This window comes from Kitasatospora sp. NPDC087315 (assembly GCF_044744345.1).
Classification (GTDB): domain Bacteria; phylum Actinomycetota; class Actinomycetes; order Streptomycetales; family Streptomycetaceae; genus Kitasatospora.
The window spans coordinates 164,705-181,651 of sequence record NZ_JBIUYD010000014.1 but is presented as its reverse complement, the minus strand read 5'-3'; the positions used below and the strand labels follow the sequence as shown (position 1 = coordinate 181,651).

The window sequence follows — 16,947 nt, the reverse complement described above, 5'->3', positions numbered from 1 at the left end:
TGGGGGGGGGGGGGGGGCGGGGGCGGGGGGGGGGGGGGGGGGGGGGGGGGGGGCGGCGCGGGGGGGGGGGGGGGGGGGGGGGGGGGGGGGGGGGGGGCCCCCCCCCCCCCACCTCCCCCGCCCCGCGCCGTCTCCCGTTGCCCCTCGCTATCCCGCTCCCATGGCACTCCAGAACGGGCAGCACACGTCGGGCAATGGCGCCCCGCCCGGGGCCACGGGCACGCCGTGCGGGTACGGCACCCACTCCGAACGGGCCACCCCCGGCGAACCGACCGTCAGCCCGGCCTGGCCCAGATCGCCGAAGACCAGCGCGAGTTGGTAGCCGTCCGGGGTGACCGCGGCGACCCCGGGCAGCTCCCGGCCGACGTTCACCGAGGTGACGGTCCAGCCGCAGCGCCGCCAGTGCCGTTCCACCATGCCGACCAGCGCGCCCCGCCGGGCCGCCGAGACGATCGTGACGATGTCCCGGCTGCGGGTGACGTACCAGTGGACGTCCGCGTCGTCCGGGCCGGCCCCGGGCATCGGCAGCCGCGCACCCGCCCGGGCCACCCCGTGCCGCCAGGCCGGCTCCGGCCGGACGCCGTCCAGCGTGTCCCGCAGCAGCGCCTCGCACCGCTCGGCGGCGGCCGCCTGGTCGGCGGTCACGCCGGGCGCGGAGCGGGCGCCGGGCACCGCCGGAACCCGGTCGGGGCGGCCACCCGAGAGCCAGACGTTCAGTTCGGCACCACCTGGCTGCACAGAGCCCTCCGTAGTCCTCCCGGCGTTCGACCCGGGCAGGGATTCCGTCACCTCTTGGACGACGCGCCGGGCACCGCAGTTCCACGCCCCTCCGGCCTGCCCGCCCCGGGTGACCTGCGCCACATTCACCCCCTGTGCCGTCACATTCCCGCCGCCCGATCCGCTCAGGGGACGTCCGACCCACCGCCGCCGACCCGCACTGACCTATCGCCACCCCCGACACCACCGCACGGCAGGCGGAGCCCCACAACGGAAGGCGACGCGCCCCGATGAACGAACACGACTCCCTGGCCCGGCCGTTCGAGCAGCACCGCCCCCATCCGCGGTCCGCGGCCTACCGGATGCTCGGCCCGCCGAGCGAGACCGAGGACGCCGTCCGCGCCGTCAGCCGCCTCACCAGGTTCGACGGCCGCCTCAAGCCGTACGGCGCGGATGCCGGAGGGGCTCCCAGTAGTCGTCCGAGCCGGCGAAGGTGGCGGTCACTGCGGGGACGGCACAGGCGGGACAGGGCCCGTCCGAACGAGCCGTCGGCCGGACAGGTGGTGCGGCCGGGACCGGCCGGGTGCTCCAAGGCCAGCCCCTCAGCACCCTTCTGACAGACGATTCGTCACGGCGTGTAGGTGCCGGTCGTCACAGTGCTCCAGACGCCGCTCTTGACGCTGGAAACGGCGAGCTGACGGTCGGTCGTGTCGCCGTACTCGTCGAAGGCGATGTGGCCGGTGACGCCGTCGAAGGAGACCCGGCCCATGGCGGCGGCCACCTCGGCGCGGGCGTCGGCGGGCAGCCTACCTCTGTTGGCGGACACCACGGCCTTCACTGCCTCGATCACGGCCCAGGTCGCGTCGTAGGCGTAGCCTCCGTAGGGATCGGCGTTCCCGGAGTACCCGGCGGCCCGGAAGGCAGACAGGTAGGTCGCGGCGCTCGGCAGCGTGTTCATAGGCACGCCGACGGAGGTGGCGAGGTCGCCCTCCGCCTTGCTGTTGCTCCTGATGTACTCGGCGTCGTAGATGCCGTCGCCGCCCATCAGCGGCACAGCGGCGCCCGCCTGCTTGATCTGCTGGGAGAGCGGTGCCGCCTCCGGGTACTGTCCGCCGTAGTACACCGCGTCGGCGCCACTCGCCCGTACCTTGGCGGCGAGGGCCGAGTAGTCGCGGTTCTGGCTGTCGTGGTGCTCCGCGCCGACGATCGTGCCCCCGAGCCTGGTGAACTCCGCGCGGAATCCGGAGGCCAGGCCCGAGCCGTAGCTCATCTGGTCATCGATGACGAAAACCTTGGTCTTCTTCGCGTCGTTGAACAGGTACCTGGCGGCAAACGGGCCCTGCGCGGCGTCCGTGGTACTGGTGCGGTAGTACGCGCGATGCGGGCGGGACTTTGCACCGCTGGCCCAGTCCGAGCCCTGACTGAGTTGTGGGGCGGTGTTGCTTGGGGAGACGTCGACCAGGTGCGCCGGGTCGAGGACGGGCAGCATGGTCTGAGCCGCGCTGGCAGTGAGCGGCCCGACGACGCCGAGGACCGTCGAGTCGGCGACGAACTGAGTGGCGTTCTGCTGAGCCAGACGCGGTTGTGCCTGGTCGTCCAACACCTTCAGCTTGAAGGTGACTCCGGGTACGTGCCGCATCCGGTTGGCGTCTTTCACTGCCAGGTCGGCGGAGTCCTTGATACCGAGGCCGTGGGTGGCCAGCGCCCCGGTGAGCGGCGCATCCAGTCCGATCACGACGATCGCGGTGCTCGCGTCGTTGGCCGGGGCCACACTGGTACCGCTTCCACCAGTGGCGCCGCCCGTACTGCCGCTGCCGCCCTGGGCCAGGTCCCAGGCGAGGATGCCACCAGCGGCAACGGTGGCGAGGGCCAGTACGAGGACAGTCGCCCGCCGCGCGACCGGCCGCCGCGAGGGCGCCGCTTTCCTCGGTGTGGCATAGGCGTTGGCTGCCAAGGCCCGTGGGAGGTCGTCGGCGGGTCGAGCGCCGCCCGGCCCCCGGAACGACCCCGGGGTCAGTTCCGGGGCGGGAGCCGGTGGCAGTGCCGGCGTCGGGGCCGCTGCATCGGCTGGCGCCGGAAGGGTCGGGAGCCATGCGTACGGACTGTCCGGTACCGGGGTCGGTGCGAGGGCGGGTGGCGGCTCGGGCCCCTTGGATGCCTCGGACGGCTCGGGCGTGTCGGGTGTCGCCGCCGCCTCGGGGGCCGCTGTCGCACCGGGTTCCGGGCGGACGTCTGGTGCCGTCGGTGTCCACTGGCGAGCGGGCCCAGCCGCAGCGAGGGAGGGCGTGCTCGGCCCGGGCGCGTCGGCATCCCGCAGGACCGCCGTCAGCAGTTCCTCAGCCTGTGCGACGGTCGCTCGCCGCGCCGGGTCCTTGATGAGCAGCGCCTCCAGCAGCGGTACAAGCGGACCGGCCTGGACGGGTGGCCGGTGCGGTTGGGTGAAGATGGCGATGGCCAGGGCGTGCAGCCCCTCCGCCTGGAACGGCGTGGTGCCCTCGACCGCGTGATAAAGCGTGGCGCCGAGCGCCCAAAGGTCGTTGGCGGTGGTCGGGCGCTTGCCCTGCAACTGCTCCGGCGGCATATAGTGCGGGGTGCCAATCAGAGTGCCACTGTGACTCAACTTGGTACTGGCGTCGGCGAGATAGGCGATGCCGAAATCGGTCAGGACGACCCGGTCCCGGGCCAGCAGGATGTTGTCCGGCTTGAGGTCGCGGTGGATGATCCGGGCCGCATGCGCCTCAGTGAGGGCGCCGAGCATGGCCCGGCCGATCGCCGCGACCAGGGGGACCGGCAGCCGACCCTGCTCGCGAAGCGCGGCAGCGAGCGACTGGCCCCGGACGAGTTCCATCACGATGACTGGCGAGCCCCGGTGCTCGACCACGTCGTGAATGGTGACGATGCTCGTGTGGCTGAGGATCGCGGCGGCCCGGGCCTCGCTGGTGAACCGCCGCAGCAGCATTTCGCGTTCGTCCTCCTCCAACCCTGGCGGGAAGAGGATCTCCTTGACGGCCACCTCACGGTCAAAGACCTGCCGGTCGACGCCGCGCCAGACGCGACCCATCCCGCCCTGCCCGATCCGGTCGATCAACTGGTAGCGGCCGGCGATGAGGTCGGCGTCGTCCTGAGTCACGCCCAGCACTCTAGAACCTGGCGAAGACGGCCGGTCACGGTATTTCCCTTGCGCATGCCGGGCGTTGAAAATCTGCTACAACGTTAGATTGCGGCCTTGGCCCGGCGCGCTTCCGACTGCGCCACCAGTCCCGGCCACCTCGCCTGTGCCGCTCCCCTGCCCGGGCCACGCGCGGTACCGCGTGGCTGTGGTGACGCTGGTCGGTGGGCGCGCGGTGTTGCGGGCACGAGGCGACAGGTGTGAGAGTCCCGCACCCGCCTCCTGCGGTGCCGGTTATCGCCTGGGGCGGTGCGTGTTGGGCACGGGCGGTACCGGCTGCTGGGTGGCCGCAGTCGCTGCCGGGGTGGTGGCGCGGCGGGTGGTGCTCCTGGACAGTGCCGCGTTGGCGCGTCGTTCCTCTCGTGTGGTCGGGGGTGCGGGGGAGGGTAGGCCGGCGTCGCGACGGATGCGCCAGGTGAGGACGGCGGCGGGGGAGTCGGTGGTGGCCAGTTCGCGTCGTCCGGCCGCATCGGTGAGCAGGGCAGTCGGGTCGTGACCGGCGGCCCCGGCCTCGGCCTCGGCCTCGGCCTCGGCGAGGGTGGCCGCGAGGGCCGCCCAGTTGTCCTCGGCGAGCAGGCGGACGGCCTGGTCGGCGGGCAGGGTGCGGCGAACGGCGCCGGCCTGCCGGTCGTGGTCGGATGGCGGGAGGCAGTGGCCTTCGAGGGTCAGGTGGGCAATCGGCTTGACCGCGTGCCGGGTGTAGGCGGCGCGAAGGTGGCCGGCCGCCGCGTGGGCGGCGTCGGCCTGGTGCCGGTGGCCTTGGGCGGCGTGCCACTTGGCGATCACGATCGCGAGCAGCACGAGGCTGAACAGGATCGTTGCGGCGGCTGTGCCGTCCTCGCCCCGGCTGTCGGCGGGTCCGGCGTAGAGGAGTTCTCGGGCGGCGGAGCGCATCGCCCGCAGGTCGGCGCCGGCGGCGCGGGTGTGGGCGGTGCGGGTGCGTTGCACGGCCCGGGCGGCCTGGTGGAGTTCCTTCCTGCTGAGGGTCGGGCTGGTGGCGGTGAGCGTGTCGAGGACTTCGAGGCCGCCCCGGATCACCGCCTCCGCGCGGGCGGCGTCCTGCCCCTCTGGCACGGCGAGGCTGAATTGGTCAGACAACACGAAAGCCGCAGGTCGTGTGACCTGCGGCTTTGCCGTATGGAGCGGGCGACGAGAATCGAACTCGCGCTATAAGCTTGGGAAGCTCATGTTCTACCATTAAACTACGCCCGCCTGATGAGCTGTCAGAGACCGCTCGATCCAGCATCACTGTACCCCATCCGTGACGCCCGTTGCACAGGTGGCGGGGGGACGTGGCGGAGCCGCGGGAGGTGCGGTGGGGGGCGTACTGTGTGGGCCGCGTGAGAGTGCTCCGGTGGGTGGACTTCGGGGCGGCGAGCCGCGGTGTGGAATGTCCGGAACATCCCCTAATGTGACGTCGTCCCGGGGGCTCCGCCGTTCGGGGCACGATGAGTACGGGTGAGTACTGGGGTAAGGATGGGAAGGGGACCGATGGAGCAGCGCGCCGTCGTTCGTTGTGCCGAGGGGCACCTGTTCAGCACCACCACGTTCCCGATGCAGAACCTCGGGCCCGGCCGGCTGGGGCCCGGCAGGCTGATCCGCTGTCCGCAGTGTGGACGGCTGAGGAGTTCGGTGCTGGCCGATGTACGGGAGCTGTCGGCGCCGCAACTGGCCCGGGCGATGCGGCTGGAGGCCGCGGAGTTCCTGGCCTGACGGGCGGCACGAGGACGGAACGGGCCCCGGGCGATTCGTCCGGGGCCGCGTCGTGCACGTAACCTCGAAGCGTGCTGCTCTCTGACAAGGACATTCGGGCCGAGATCGACAAGGGCCGGGTCATGATCGACCCGTTCGACCCCGCGATGGTCCAGCCCTCCAGTATCGATGTGCGACTGGACCGCTTCTTTCGCGTGTTCGAGAACCACCGCTACCCGCACATCGACCCCTCCGAGGAGCAGCCGGACCTGACCCGGCTGGTCGAGCCGGAGGGCGACGACGCGTTCATCCTGCACCCGGGCGAGTTCGTGCTGGCGTCGACGTACGAGGTCATCACGCTGCCGGAGGACGTCGCCTCCCGGCTGGAGGGCAAGTCCAGCCTCGGCCGGCTCGGCCTGCTGACGCACTCCACGGCCGGCTTCATCGACCCCGGCTTCAGCGGGCACGTCACGCTGGAGCTGTCGAACGTCGCGACGCTGCCGATCAAGCTGTACCCGGGGATGAAGATCGGGCAGCTCTGCCTGTTCCGGCTCTCCTCGCCGTCCGAGCACCCGTACGGCTCCGAGCGGTACGGCTCGCGCTACCAGGGGCAGCGCGGCCCGACGCCGTCCCGCTCGTACCTGAACTTCCACCGTACGCAGGTCTGAGGACGCCGGAACACGGAGCGCACGCACAGCGGGCGGTCACCCCTCTCGGTGAGGGGTGACCGCCCGCGGCGTCGTTTCAGGCGCGCTTGGGGCGGGTGACGGCGACCAGTTCGCTGCCGTCCTCGGACAGGCGCAGCTCGGTGCGGAGTTCGGCCAGCTCGCCGAGGTGGTGCAGGTGGGTGCCGCCGCAGAAGATCTGCGCCGGGCCCTCGGGCAGCTCGCAGTGCCACTGGCGGCGGGCGGTCAGCTCGGGGCCGGGGACCTCGATGCGGACCGGGGCGTCGGCGGCGACCCAGGCGGCGAGCTGCTGGTTGACGGCCTCGGTGAGGGCGGGCAGGGCGTCGGCGAGGGCGGGGAGGTCGTCGGTCGCCTCGGTGGTGAAGCCCTTCTTCCGCAGCGACTTGCCGAGCCGGTAGGTGTCGGTGCTCGCCTCGGTGTCCATCACGGAGGTGGCCATCGCGAGGCTGTCGAAGTCCGGGTGGCCGAAGGCGTCGGAGCGGCCCGGGTCCTTGCGCCAGCGCGGGGCGAGCGCGGCGTTCAGGGCGAGGGCGAGCAGGTGGCAGCCGCTGTGCGAGGCACAGAGGGCGGCCCGGCGCTCGGGGTCGACGGCGAGGGCGGCCGGCCGGCCGACGAGGTCGCCCGGGTCGCCCTCGACCACGTGCAGCACCAGCCAGGACCACTCCTCGTCGCCGCGGCGGACCGGGATGTCGCCGCCGACCAGCGGCGCGCCGCCGTCCGGGCCGACGGCGCCGGTCAGGCAGTCGACGACGGGCAGCTCGGTGCCGTCCACGGTGAGGGTGCCGAGGTCGGCGGGCTGGTCGGGCCAGGTGTGGTCGAGCGGGTGGAACGGGGTCGCCGCGGTGACGACCGCGTAGCGGCCGTCGGCGAGCGGATGCACCGCGAGCACCGGTGACTCGCCGGTCACCGCCCCGGCCGGGAAGCTGACGTGGGTGGTGGGGAGGGTCATGCCTGGCTCCGAGCGGTGAAGGTGAGGGTGGGGGAAGGAAGGGGCAGGGGGAGGGAAAGCGGAACGGGCCCCGAGGCGGGGCCCGTCGACCATTCTCCCCCGGCCGGTCGGGGACCGGCCCTGGTCAGCCCAGGGTCGGCAGCTTGATCAGCACCAGCAGCGCCGCCAGCTGCAGCGCGGCCGCGCCGGCCGCCTTGCCCCAGGGCAGGTCGTGCACCCGGCGCACCATGGTGGTCAGCAGCACGGCGCAGAGCAGCCAGGTGGCCCAGCCGACGACCTGGACCACCAGGTTGTCGGACGGCAGGAAGAGGGCCAGCAGCAGCCGGGGTGCGTCCGTCGTCCAGCCGATCAGGACCGCGAGGCCGACCGTCGACTTCCACGGGCCGTCGCCGCCGAACTGGCGGGCCAGCGCGTACGTCACGGCGCCGAGCGTCGCGCCGGCCAGGGTGAAGGCGATCGCGGCGGCGACCATGGCGGTGATCGCGACGGTGAAGGTCGAGTCGACCACGTCGTCGTGGGTCATGCCGATGCCGAGCACGGCGAGCACGCCGTACAGCAGTGAGACGGTGAGCGCGGGCAGCCAGACCTGGTGGTCGCGGGTGCGGTCGAAGGTCGCGGTCGGGGTGCGGAGGATACCGACCAGCAGCTCGCGCCAGTGCGGGCGCGGGCCTGCCGCGTGCGGGGCGGACTGACCGCCGGCCCGGTAGACGCCGACGTTGCCCTGGCCCTGTTCCTGGTAGCCCGTCTGGTAGGGGGCCTGGGGGTACTCCGGGCTGTATTCCTGGCCGTACTCCGGCGGGTGGCCCTGGTACGGCGCGCCCGCGTGCGGGTCCCCGGCGTACGGCGTACCCGCGTACGGCTCGCCCGCGTACGGGTCGGTGCCGACCGGGAACGCCCGGGTGTTGCCGGGCCGGTCGGCGGCGTAGCGGTCGTGACCGCCGGCCGCGCCCCCCGGTATGCCACCCGGTACGTCACCCGGCGCGCCGTTCACCGCCGCGTGCGGGGCCGTGAAGTACTCCGGCCCGTCCGTCTGCCCGTACCCCCCGGGCGCCCCCGCCGAAGGCGGAGGAGCCGACCACCCGCCGGGGGCGTCGGCGCCCTGACCGCTGTCGTATCGATTACCAGCCACGTTCCGACGGTACCCGCCCGGCCGCGCCCGTGGAGGCCGCGCACAGAGCCGGTGCCGGTTTGCAGCGAGCCTGTGACGACGGACGCACCCGGCACCCGGCACCCGCCCGCCGGAGCCCTACCGCTGGGCGGTCACCGCCGGCGCGTGCACCGCCGCCGCGGCCGAGGCGCCCGCCGGGCAGCCGCCGGGGCCGGCCGAGGTCCGGACGGCGCCGACCGGCAGCAGCGTGCCGCAGGCGATCCGGACGCCGTTCGGCAGCTCGTTGTCCGACTCGACGATCGCGCCGTCGCCGATCACCGCGCCGTCCAGCGCCGAGCGGTCGCCGACGGTGGCGTACGCGCCGACGATGGAGTCCTTGACCAGGGTGTCCGGGCCGATGACCGCGCCGGGCAGGATCACGCTGCCCTCGACGATCGCGCCGGCCTCGACCACGGAGCCCTCGGAGACCACCGTGCCGCCGCTCAGCACCGCGCCCGGGTGGACGGTCGCGCCGGGCAGCAGCAGGGCGTCGCCGGTCGGGCCGGGCACCGCCGGGGAGTCGACCTTGCCGAGCACCAGGTCCGCCGAGCCGCGGACGAACGCCGCCGGGGTGCCGAGGTCCAGCCAGTACGAGGTGTCCACGACGCCGCGCAGCAGCGCGCCGGTGGCCAGCAGTTCGGGGAAGGTCTCGCGCTCGACGGACACCTCCCGGCCGGCCGGGATGCGGTCGATGACCGACCGGGTGAAGACGTAGCAGCCGGCGTTGATCTGGTCGGTGACGATCTGCTCGGGCGTCTCCGGCTTCTCCAGGAACTCCAGCACCCGCCCGTTCCCGTCGGTCGGGACGAGCCCGAAGGCGCGGGGGTCCTCGACCCTGGTGAGGTGCAGGGTGACATCGGCCCCGGCGGCCAGGTGGCCGTCGCGCAGGGCGGCGATGTCGACGCCGGAGAGGATGTCGCCGTTGAAGACCAGGACCGGGTCGTCGGGGCCGCAGGTGAGTCCGGAGGCGGCGTTGCGGATGGCGCCGCCGGTGCCGAGGGGCTCGCGCTCGGTCAGGTAGACCAGCTCGATTCCGTACGGGGTGCCGTCCTGGAAGTGGTCCTCGAAGACCTCGGCCAGGTAGGACGTCGCGAGCACCACCCGGGTGACGCCGGCGGCGGCCGCGCGGGCCAGCTGGTGCGCGATGAACGGGACGCCTGCCACGGGCAGCATGGGCTTGGGGGTGTGGGTGGTCAGCGGACGCAGTCGCGTGCCCTTACCACCGACCAGCATGATCGCCTCGGTCATGGTCTGCGCTGTTCCCCTTGTGGTCTCTTCGGCCCGGCCCGGCGGGCCGATACCTCCGTCGGTGGTCTGGACCCCTCCGGAGGGCCGGAACGGGTCGACCGGCGCGGGACCGGTCTGGCGCCTACTGTATTTGCTTCCGACACGGGGCCCGTCCGGCGGTCGGGTGGTTGGCGCTCGGGCCCCGTGGATCCCGCGCCGCCCGCGCCCGAAAAACCCGGCCCGGCGGGTGCGTTGCGGCACCTGCCGGGCCGGGCGGTTGTAGCAGAACTGTCGAACAGGGGTCCGTCAGGTGTCCGGCGGCCGACGGGCGCCCCGCCCGCCGGCTGTCAGGCGTCGACCGGCTGGGCCCCGTTCTCGGCCGACGGCGCGGCCTTCACCGAGTCGAGCAGCAGCTGGGCGACGTCCACGACCTTCAGGTGCTCCTTCGCCGCGCCCTCGTTCTTCTTCCCGTTGACCGAGTCGGAGAGCATCACCAGGCAGAACGGGCAGGCGGTGGAGACGATGTCCGGGTCGAGCGACAGCGCCTCGTCCACGCGCTCGGTGTTGATCCGCTTGCCGATGCGCTCCTCCATCCACATCCGCGCGCCACCGGCACCGCAGCAGAAACCGCGTTCCTTGTGACGGTGCATCTCCTGCTGGCGCAGACCGGGGACCTTGTCCATGATCTCGCGCGGCGGGCTGTAGACCTTGTTGTGGCGGCCCAGGTAGCAGGGGTCGTGGTAGGTGATCAGGCCCTCGACCGGGTTCACCGGGACGAGCTTGCCCTCGTCGATCAGGTGCTGCAGCAGCTGGGTGTGGTGGATGACCTCGAAGTGGCCGCCCAGCTGAGGGTATTCGTTGGCGATGGTGTTGAAGCAGTGCGGGCAGGTGGCGACGATCCGCTTCTTCGGAGCGTCCTCCAGCGCGGCGTTGAGGGTCTCGACGTTCTGCGCGCCGAGCATCTGGAACAGGAACTCGTTGCCCAGCCGGCGGGCGGAGTCGCCGGTGCAGGACTCCTCCTTGCCGAGGATCGCGAACCGCACGCCCGCGGTGTGCAGCAGTTCGGCGAAGGCCTTGGTGGTCTTCTTGGCGCGGTCCTCCAGGGCCCCGGCGCAGCCGACCCAGTAGAGGTACTCGACCTCGGCGGGGTCGATGTCCTCGCCGATCACCGGCACCTCGATGCCGGTCTCCTTCTTGAGCTCCTTGACCCAGTCCAGGCGGGCCTTGGTGGCCATGCCCCACGGGTTGCCCTTGTTCTCCAGGTTCTTGAGCATCGTCCCGGCCTCGGTCGGGAACGAGGACTCGATCATCACCTGGTAGCGGCGCATGTCGACGATGTGGTCGACGTGCTCGATGTCCACCGGGCACTGCTCGACGCAGGCGCCGCAGGTGGTGCAGGACCAGAGGACGTCCGGGTCGATGACGCCGTTCTCCTCGGCGGTGCCGATCAGCGGGCGCTCGGCCTCGGCCAGGGCGGCGGCCGGGACGCCGGCCAGCTGCTCGGCGGTGCCGGTCTCATTGCCCTCGGCGTCCTTGCCGCCGCCGGCCAGCAGGTAGGGCGCCTTGGCGAAGGCGTGCTCCCGCAGGCTCATGATCAGCAGCTTGGGCGAGAGCGGCTTGCCGGTGTTCCAGGCCGGGCACTGCGACTGGCAGCGGCCGCACTCGGTGCAGGTGGAGAAGTCGAGGATGCCCTTCCAGGAGAAGTGCTCGACCTGGGAGACGCCGAAGACGGCGTCGTCGGCCGGGTCCTCGAAGTCGATCGGGACGCCGCCGCTGGTCATCGGACGCAGCGCGCCGAGCGCGACGTCACCGTCCTCCTCGCGCTTGAAGAAGATGTTGAAGAACGCCAGGAAGCGGTGCCAGGCCACGCCCATCGAGGGGTTGATGCCGATGGTGATCGCCCAGGCGAAGGAGATGCAGATCTTCAGCATCGCGAAGAGGTAGACCAGGTTGACCAGGGTGCCGTGCGCCAGGCCGTTGAAGGCGGCGGTCAGCGGGTACGAGACGAGGTACGCCGGGTCGTAGGAGTCGACGCCCGCTAGGGCGCCCTCCAGGCCGCGCAGGATCATGATGCAGAGGCCGATGCCGAGGATCGTGTACTCGACGTAGAAGGCCTGCCAGGCGATCGATCCGGCGAAGCGGGACTTGCGGCCCGCCCGGCCCGGCAGGCTGAGCAGCCGGATCACGATCAGGGTCGCGATACCCAGCGTGGTGAGGGTGCCGATCAGTTCGGTGAAGACCTCGAACGGCAGCCAGTGGCCGATGACCGGCAGCACCCACTCGGCGTCGAAGAGCTGTCCGAAGGCGTTGACCAGGGTCAGCACCAGGCTGAAGAAGCCGACCGCGACGAACCAGTGGGCGACGCCGACGACGCCCCAGCGGTTCATCCGGGTGTGGCCGAGGAACTCGACGGCGACCGTCTTCGTCCTCTGTACGGGCTGTCCGGTCCGGGTGGCGTCCGGCTGGCCGGTCATCACCACCCGGTAGATGTGCGCGGCCGCCCGGGCGGCGAGCGCGGTGCCGATCACAGTGGTGACCAGCGAGATGACGATCGCTGCAAGCTGCATCGGCTCTCCGTCTCCTGCGGCTTTCCTAGTGCGGTCCTGGCGAGTGCTGCGGTCCTGACGAGCGAGTGTACTGGTCGGTAACTTCCCATGCCGACGGCCCGGACATTACCGCTCGTCAACACTTCCCCAGAAGACGCTCAAGGTATGGCGGCAGTCACGTAAGTCCGCACCCGGCGCGCACGGGACGCGAAACCCGTTCAACGCGGGATGCCACTCAGCAAAGTTGAGTGAACTGGACTCATGGCTGTTGACGCTACCCCTCGGGTCGTGCATCCTTGAGCCTGTAAAGCTCAACTCTTCCGTGGAGGTATTTACGATGGCACGCGCGGTCGGCATCGACCTCGGCACGACGAACTCGGTCGTCAGCGTTCTGGAGGGTGGCGAGCCCACCGTCATCACGAACGCCGAGGGCGCTCGGACCACGCCGTCCGTCGTCGCCTTCGCAAAGAACGGCGAGGTTCTGGTCGGCGAGGTGGCCAAGCGCCAGGCGGTCACCAACGTCGACCGCACCATCCGCTCGGTCAAGCGCCACATGGGCACCGGGTGGAAGATCAACCTGGACGGCAAGGACTTCAACCCGCAGCAGATCAGCGCCTTCGTGCTGCAGAAGCTGAAGCGCGACGCCGAGGCGTACCTGGGCGAGACCGTCACCGACGCGGTCATCACCGTCCCGGCGTACTTCTCCGACTCGGAGCGCCAGGCCACCAAGGAGGCCGGTGAGATCGCGGGCCTCAACGTCCTGCGCATCGTCAACGAGCCGACCGCGGCCGCCCTGGCCTACGGCCTGGACAAGGACGACCAGACCATTCTGGTCTTCGACCTCGGCGGTGGCACCTTCGACGTCTCCCTGCTGGAGATCGGCGACGGGGTCGTCGAGGTGAAGGCCACCAACGGTGACAACCACCTCGGTGGTGACGACTGGGACCAGAAGGTCGTCGACCACCTGGTGAAGGTCTTCCAGGCCGGCCACGGTGTCGACCTGTCCAAGGACAAGATGGCCCTCCAGCGTCTGCGCGAGGCCGCCGAGAAGGCCAAGATCGAGCTGTCCTCGTCCTCCGAGACCTCGATCAACCTGCCCTACATCACGGCCTCCGCCGAGGGCCCGCTGCACCTGGACGAGAAGCTCACCCGCGCCCAGTTCCAGCAGCTCACCTCCGACCTGCTGGAGCGCTGCAAGGTCCCGTTCCACAACGTGATCAAGGACGCCGGCATCGCGCTGTCCGAGATCGACCACGTGGTCCTGGTCGGCGGCTCCACCCGGATGCCGGCCGTCGCCGAGCTCGTCCGCGAGCTGACCGGCGGCAAGGACGCCAACAAGGGCGTCAACCCGGACGAGGTCGTCGCCATCGGCGCCGCGCTCCAGGCCGGTGTCCTGAAGGGCGAGGTCAAGGACGTCCTGCTGCTCGACGTCACCCCGCTGTCCCTCGGCATCGAGACCAAGGGCGGCATCATGACCAAGCTGATCGAGCGCAACACCACGATCCCGACCAAGCGCTCGGAGATCTTCACCACGGCCGAGGACAACCAGCCGTCCGTGCAGATCCAGGTCTACCAGGGCGAGCGCGAGATCGCCGCGTACAACAAGAAGCTCGGCATGTTCGAGCTGACCGGTCTGCCGCCGGCCCCCCGCGGCCTGCCCCAGATCGAGGTCACCTTCGACATCGACGCCAACGGCATCATGCACGTCGGCGCGAAGGACCTCGGCACCGGCAAGGAGCAGAAGATGACCGTCACCGGTGGCTCCGCGCTGCCGAAGGACGACATCGAGCGCATGATGCGCGAGGCCGAGCAGTACGCGGAGGAGGACCACAAGCGCCGCGAGTCGGTCGAGACCCGCAACCAGGCCGAGCAGCTCGTCTACTCGACCGAGAAGTTCATCGCGGACAACACCGACAAGCTCCCGGCCGACGTCAAGACCGAGGTCGAGACCGCCATCGGCGAGCTCAAGGAGGCCCTGAAGGGCGAGGACATCGCGGCCATCCGCGAGGCCTCCGAGAAGGTCTCCACCACCGCCCAGAAGCTCGGCCAGGCGCTGTACGCCAACGCCGACGCCGCCTCCTCCGGCCCGGCCGGTGACGCCGCCGGCGCCAAGGACGACGACGTCGTCGACGCCGAGATCGTGGACGACGAGAAGCCCAAGGGCGGTGCGGCATGACGGAGAAGCCGCAGGGTGCTGAGCCCGGCGACGACTCCGCCGCCGAGGAGGCCGTGATCAAGGCGGCCGAGGAGGCCGCCGCGGCCGGGGACACCTCCGGTGGCGCGGACGAGCTGGCCAAGGCCAAGCGGGAGCTGGCCGAGCGGACCGGCGACCTCCAGCGTCTCCAGGCCGAGTACCAGAACTACCGCAAGCGGGTCGAGCGGGACCGTCTGACGGTCCGTGAGATCGCGGTCTCCAACATCCTGGAGTCCCTGATCCCGGTCCTGGACGACATCGGCCGGGGCCGCGAGCACGGCGAGGTGACGGGCGGCTTCAAGTCCGTCGCCGAGTCGCTGGAGACGGTCGTGGCCAAGCTGGGCCTCCAGCAGTTCGGCAAGGAGGGCGAGCCCTTCGACCCGACCATGCACGAGGCGCTGATGCACAGTTACTCCTCGGACGTCACCGAGGACACCTGTGTCCAGATCCTCCAGCCCGGCTACCGGATCGGCGAGCGGATCATCCGCCCGGCGATGGTGGCGGTCGCGGAGCCCCAGCCGGGCACCCAGACCACCCCCGCGCCGGACGCCGAATCGGCGAAGTCCGCGGAGTCGGACAAGGCCGACGGTGGCGCGGACAGCTGACAACCTGTGCGCTGCGGAGTCGTACGCCGGCCAGTACGGCGGCCGGCTCCGCAGCGCCTTGTCGATGGGCGCTCCGTCGACGGACGACAGACCCGCCATTGACAGCACAGTGACTATGGACTTCGGGAGGTGGCGGCAGCCATGAGCGGCAAGGACTACGTGGAGAAGGACTACTACAAGGTCCTCGGCGTGCCCAAGGACGCCTCCGCCACCGAGATCAAGAAGACGTACCGCAAGCTGGCGCGCGAGTTCCACCCCGACGCCAACAAGGGTGACACCAAGGCCGAGGACCGGTTCAAGGACATCTCCGAGGCCTATGACGTCCTGTCGGACGAGAAGCGCCGCAAGGAGTACGACGAGGCGCGCACCCTCTTCGCCAACGGCGGCTTCCGCTCCGGCGGCCCCGGCGGCGGCAACTACAGCTTCGACTTCGGCGACCTGTTCAGCGGCAACCAGGGCGGCCCCGGCGGCAGCGGCGGGCTCGGCGACGTCTTCGGCGGCCTGTTCAACCGCGGCGGCCGGCAGGCCCAGCCGCGGCGCGGCGCCGACGTCGAGACCGAGGTGACGCTCTCCTTCGAGGAGGCGGTGGACGGCGCGACCGTCCCGCTGCGGATGACCAGTCAGGCCCCCTGTCACGGCTGCAACGGCACCGGGGCCAAGTCCGGCACCACCCCGCGGGTCTGCCCGACCTGCGTGGGCGCCGGCACCGTGAGCCGGGGTCAGGGCGCCTTCGCCCTCTCCGAGCCCTGTCGCGACTGCCGCGGCCGGGGCATGATCGTCGACGACCCGTGCCCCGACTGCCACGGCAGCGGCCGGGCCAGCTCCGCCCGCACCATGCAGGTCCGGATCCCGGCCGGGGTCCAGGACGCCCAGCGCATCCGGCTCAAGGGCAAGGGCGCGCAGGGCGAGCGCGGCGGCCAGCCCGGCGACCTCTACGTCACCGTCCACGTCGACTCGCACCCCGTCTTCGGGCGCAAGGCCGACAACCTCACCGTGACGGTGCCGGTCACCTTCCCCGAGGCCGCGCTCGGCGGCACCATCGAGGTGCCGACGCTGGGTGGTCCCTCGGTGAAGCTCAAGCTGCCCCCGGGCAGCGCCAACGGCCTCACCCTGCGGGCCCGCGGCAAGGGCGCCACCCGCAAGGACGGCACCCGCGGCGACCTCCTGGTCACCGTGGAGGTCGTGGTGCCGCAGCACGTCACCGGCGACGCGCTGACGGCTCTGGAGCAGTACCGCGAGGCCACCGCCTCCGACGACCCACGAGCCGCCCTGTTCCGGGCGGCGAAGGGAGCGTGACGACCAGATGATGACCCCCGACAGCCCGATCGGCCCCGGTATCGGCGAAGGCCTCCCCGGCGGCGGCCCCCGCCCCCGCCGTACCGCCGCGGCCCCGCACTACGTCCTCACCGAGGACACCCCGGTGTACGTGATCTCGGTCGCCGCCGAGCTCTCCGGCCTGCACCCGCAGACCCTGCGTCAGTACGACCGCCTCGGCCTGGTCTGCCCCGACCGCACCGCGGGCCGCGGCCGGCGCTACTCCGCCCGGGACATCCAGCAGTTGCGCGACGTCCAGCGGCTCTCCCAGGACGAGGGCATCAACCTGGCCGGGATCAAGCGGATCATCGAGCTGGAGAACCAGGTCACCGCCCTCCAGTCCCGTATCGCCGAACTCGCCGACTCGCTCGAAGGCGCCGCCAGCGCACTCCAGCAACGCGAGGCCGCCGTCCACGCGTCCTACCGCCGTGATCTCGTGCCGTACCAGCCGCCGACCCAGTCGAGCGCCCTGGTGGTCTGGCGTCCCAAGCGCTGACCGGCCAGAACGGCCACCGCCGCCGGTTTCCCTCCTGATCGGGGGGTGGCCGGCGGCTCGCGTTACTGCGAGAGTGCAAAGCGAGCAGGATGGGCCCCCGCAACGGACACCGACCTGATCTGTGCGTCGAGTTGCATATCATCCGTACGAATTCAGGCGGCGTGCGCGCACGGCCCAGGGGTCTGACGCCGGAAAGGAGCTGAAA

At 71.5% G+C, this 16,947-nt stretch carries 12 protein-coding genes, 1 tRNA gene and 1 pseudogene; 6 read left to right on the top strand and 8 right to left on the bottom strand.

The annotated features are described in order from the left end of the window. Positions 1-147: 147 nt before the first annotated feature. The 4 genes from ACIO5D_RS21565 to ACIO5D_RS21550 form a co-directional block, all read right to left on the bottom strand. A complete protein-coding gene (locus ACIO5D_RS21565; protein WP_400797013.1) occupies positions 148-738 on the bottom strand; it encodes a hypothetical protein in 591 nt (196 codons plus the stop codon). A 607-nt stretch (positions 739-1,345) separates the two neighbouring features. Beyond that, the gene (locus ACIO5D_RS21560; RefSeq protein WP_400797010.1) at positions 1,346-3,847 is read right to left on the bottom strand and encodes an ABC transporter substrate-binding protein; all 2,502 of its coding nucleotides are present in this window, start codon (positions 3,845-3,847) and stop codon (positions 1,346-1,348) included. 273 nt (positions 3,848-4,120) lie between these two features. Beyond that, complete coding sequence (locus ACIO5D_RS21555; protein WP_400797008.1) at positions 4,121-4,960, bottom strand: hypothetical protein; 840 nt, start codon at positions 4,958-4,960, stop codon at positions 4,121-4,123. Positions 4,961-5,024: 64 nt separating this feature from the next. Continuing rightward, a tRNA-Gly gene (locus tag ACIO5D_RS21550) sits at positions 5,025-5,098 on the bottom strand. 279 nt (positions 5,099-5,377) lie between these two features. Here ACIO5D_RS21550 and ACIO5D_RS21545 point away from each other — a divergent pair. Together ACIO5D_RS21545 and dcd are read left to right on the top strand one after the other, a co-directional pair. After that, positions 5,378-5,599, top strand: a complete 222-nt coding sequence (locus ACIO5D_RS21545; protein WP_363603827.1) for a hypothetical protein — start codon at positions 5,378-5,380, stop codon at positions 5,597-5,599. A gap of 71 nt (positions 5,600-5,670) precedes the next feature. Further along, the gene (dcd, locus tag ACIO5D_RS21540) at positions 5,671-6,246 is read left to right on the top strand and encodes a dCTP deaminase (RefSeq protein ID WP_363603826.1); all 576 of its coding nucleotides are present in this window, start codon (positions 5,671-5,673) and stop codon (positions 6,244-6,246) included. Positions 6,247-6,322: 76 nt separating this feature from the next. On the opposite strand, the gene ACIO5D_RS21535 is transcribed toward dcd, so the two are convergent. The 4 genes and pseudogenes from ACIO5D_RS21535 to ACIO5D_RS21520 all read right to left on the bottom strand — a co-directional run bounded on the left by ACIO5D_RS21535 (position 6,323) and on the right by ACIO5D_RS21520 (position 12,154). Continuing rightward, positions 6,323-7,213 carry a metal-dependent hydrolase gene (locus tag ACIO5D_RS21535; RefSeq protein WP_400797005.1) on the bottom strand — a complete coding sequence of 297 codons (891 nt, stop codon included), beginning with the start codon at positions 7,211-7,213 and terminating at the stop codon, positions 6,323-6,325. Positions 7,214-7,337: 124 nt separating this feature from the next. Further along, positions 7,338-8,342, bottom strand: coding sequence for a YIP1 family protein (locus tag ACIO5D_RS21530; protein WP_363603824.1), 1,005 nt, complete (start codon positions 8,340-8,342; stop codon positions 7,338-7,340). 192 nt (positions 8,343-8,534) lie between these two features. Further along, a pseudogene (locus tag ACIO5D_RS21525) lies at positions 8,535-9,608 on the bottom strand (sugar phosphate nucleotidyltransferase); the annotation flags it as partial. Positions 9,609-9,934: 326 nt separating this feature from the next. Next, a complete protein-coding gene (locus ACIO5D_RS21520) occupies positions 9,935-12,154 on the bottom strand; it encodes a (Fe-S)-binding protein (RefSeq protein WP_400797002.1) in 2,220 nt (739 codons plus the stop codon). Positions 12,155-12,470: 316 nt separating this feature from the next. Between ACIO5D_RS21520 and dnaK the strand changes: the two genes are divergently transcribed. The 4 genes from dnaK to ACIO5D_RS21500 all read left to right on the top strand — a co-directional run bounded on the left by dnaK (position 12,471) and on the right by ACIO5D_RS21500 (position 16,742). Then, positions 12,471-14,309, top strand: coding sequence for a molecular chaperone DnaK (dnaK, locus tag ACIO5D_RS21515; RefSeq protein ID WP_363603821.1), 1,839 nt, complete (start codon positions 12,471-12,473; stop codon positions 14,307-14,309). Next, on the top strand, positions 14,306-14,932 hold the full coding sequence (gene grpE / locus ACIO5D_RS21510) for a nucleotide exchange factor GrpE (protein ID WP_363603820.1): 627 nt from the start codon (positions 14,306-14,308) through the stop codon (positions 14,930-14,932). Before dnaK ends, grpE begins: the two co-directional genes overlap by 4 nt. Positions 14,933-15,073: 141 nt before the next feature. Next, the gene (dnaJ, locus tag ACIO5D_RS21505) at positions 15,074-16,228 is read left to right on the top strand and encodes a molecular chaperone DnaJ (RefSeq protein WP_400658313.1); all 1,155 of its coding nucleotides are present in this window, start codon (positions 15,074-15,076) and stop codon (positions 16,226-16,228) included. Positions 16,229-16,235: 7 nt separating this feature from the next. Next, complete coding sequence (locus ACIO5D_RS21500) at positions 16,236-16,742, top strand: heat shock protein transcriptional repressor HspR (RefSeq protein WP_363603817.1); 507 nt, start codon at positions 16,236-16,238, stop codon at positions 16,740-16,742. The last annotated feature ends 205 nt before the right edge of the window (positions 16,743-16,947 follow it).